The sequence below is a fragment of the Streptomyces sp. MspMP-M5 genome, assembly GCF_000373585.1.
Taxonomy (GTDB): Bacteria; Actinomycetota; Actinomycetes; order Streptomycetales; family Streptomycetaceae; genus Streptomyces.
The window spans coordinates 1-1,746 of the sequence record NZ_KB891863.1 but is presented as its reverse complement, the minus strand read 5'-3'; the positions used below and the strand labels follow the sequence as shown (position 1 = coordinate 1,746).

The 1,746-nt window shown below is 73.0% G+C and carries 3 protein-coding genes; 2 read left to right on the top strand and 1 reads right to left on the bottom strand.

Features of this window, described 5'->3' with window-relative positions; translation table 11 throughout:
- Both B073_RS0106260 and B073_RS0106255 read left to right on the top strand, forming a co-directional pair.
- Window positions 1-268, top strand: a 268-nt coding sequence (locus B073_RS0106260; RefSeq protein WP_018537232.1) for a hypothetical protein, incomplete at its 5' end; no start/stop codon positions are given.
- 171 nt (window positions 269-439) lie between these two features.
- Window positions 440-721: a hypothetical protein gene (locus B073_RS0106255; RefSeq protein WP_018537231.1), complete on the top strand. Its 282-nt coding sequence runs from the start codon at window positions 440-442 to the stop codon at window positions 719-721.
- A 215-nt stretch (window positions 722-936) separates the two neighbouring features.
- On the opposite strand, the gene B073_RS47555 is transcribed toward B073_RS0106255, so the two are convergent.
- A complete protein-coding gene (locus B073_RS47555; protein WP_420706425.1) occupies window positions 937-1,206 on the bottom strand; it encodes a winged helix-turn-helix domain-containing protein in 270 nt (89 codons plus the stop codon).
- Between the last annotated feature and the right edge of the window lie 540 nt (window positions 1,207-1,746).

Sequence of the window (1,746 nt, the reverse complement as noted above, 5' to 3'; positions counted from 1 at the left end):
CCGCCCCGGCCCGTACGCCACCGGCCACATCTGCCCACGGGTCCGCCTGTCTCTGCACGACGGCACCGAACGGGACTACCTCCTCGACGGCCCGAGCAGCTGCCCGCAGCCCCAGGGGCCGCACGCCACGTACGAGCCGCGCGTACACCTCGCCTACGTCCTCGCCCGTCAGGGCCACGACACCGGCTGGCTCGCCCGTTTCGCCGACCTACCGCTGCCGGCAGCCGAGCGCATCGCCGAAGCGGCCGCCCGGGCCAACCGCATCTGATACGGCCGTTGCGCCGCACCTGATACGGCTGTTGCGCCGCATGAGCCGCATGAGCCCCCTCAGTCCGCACGGGCGCGCCGGCCCGCACACCGCCGACCGCGCCGACCGTTCGCCCACCCGCGGCCCAGTCCACCCGTGACTGCCGCGCCACTCTACGGAGGTGACTCCCGCATGTCCGTCTTCACCGCTGTCCACATCCGCCGCACCGCCACGGCCACCGCCATCCACGGCCGGAGCACCGGACGCAGCATCCTCGGCGCGCTCGCCACTGCGGCCCGACGCATCGCCGACAGCCCCCTCGACAGCACCGTCCTGCACACGCTCCCCGGCCCGGCGACCGTGCCCGAGCCCACCACCGGGGAGCGCCCCGCCCGCCCGCACGCCCACTGGCACACCGTCCCGGGCCCCCAGGGCCGCCGGCGCCTCGAAGCCCACTGGCACGTAACTCCCTGACTCCCTCGCCCTGCGCACGGAAGCAGCGGTCCGGCAGACCCTTCCTGCCGGACCGCTTTGGCGACGCACCGCCGAGCGGCTTCCTCACCGCCTGCGGCTGACTGCACGTGTGCTGTTGTCTGCCGTCCGCGGTGTTCTCACCTGGTTCCGGCTGTGGATGGCGCGGGGTGCGGGGAGGGCCGACGGGGCGCGAGCGCGCCGTCGGCCCTCCCCTCTCAGTGGCGGGAGGTGGGCGTGGCGGACGGATCGAAGGCGTAGCCGACCATGCGTACGGTGCGGATCAAGTCCCGGTGCCCAGGACCGAGCTTCCGGCGCAGGCGGGCGAGGTGAACGTCGACCGTGCGCAGGTCCCCGGCGGGTGTCTGCTGCCACACCAGTGCCATCAACCGCTCGCGACTGTGGACCCGGTGCTGATGGGCCACCAGGTAGGCAAGCAGCTCGAACTCCATGCAGGTGAACGCCAGTTGGCGTCCATCGACTGACACGCGACGACTCCCGCAGTCGACGACCAGTCCACGTACGCGGTGGACCGGGGCCCTGGGCAGGTCCATCACCTCATGACGGGACGACAGCGGATGGGGGCCGGTCCGCCGGCACCAGCGGACATGGGAAGACCGGTCCAGCAGGGTGCGGTGGGGCGATCGGTGGTGGAACTTCATGACTGCTTGGGGTCGGGGTAACGGCGGTGCACTCGCCGGCCGGGGGCCGCTGCCAGGCACTTCGCGGCGGAGGAAGACGTGCGTGAACGGAGCGCGCGCACCACGGTGGGCCTGGTCCTGGGCTTGGGCCTGTTGGCCGCCCGTTGGCTGCCTGATGGCCGGCGAGAAGGCCGGCACGTGCGTGGGGGAGAAGTGGCTACCGCGGCGCAGAGGCCGAGGCGGACATCCGGATCCGGTTCACGGGTCGACGGTGGTGCGGACTACTGCAACTGCGGTCCATGTCTCTCGCCTCCTCCCGGCCGGGGCGCGCGGGGGCGCCGTACGACTCGGCAAGGAGCGGACCGGCCCACCGGGCCGGTTCACCCC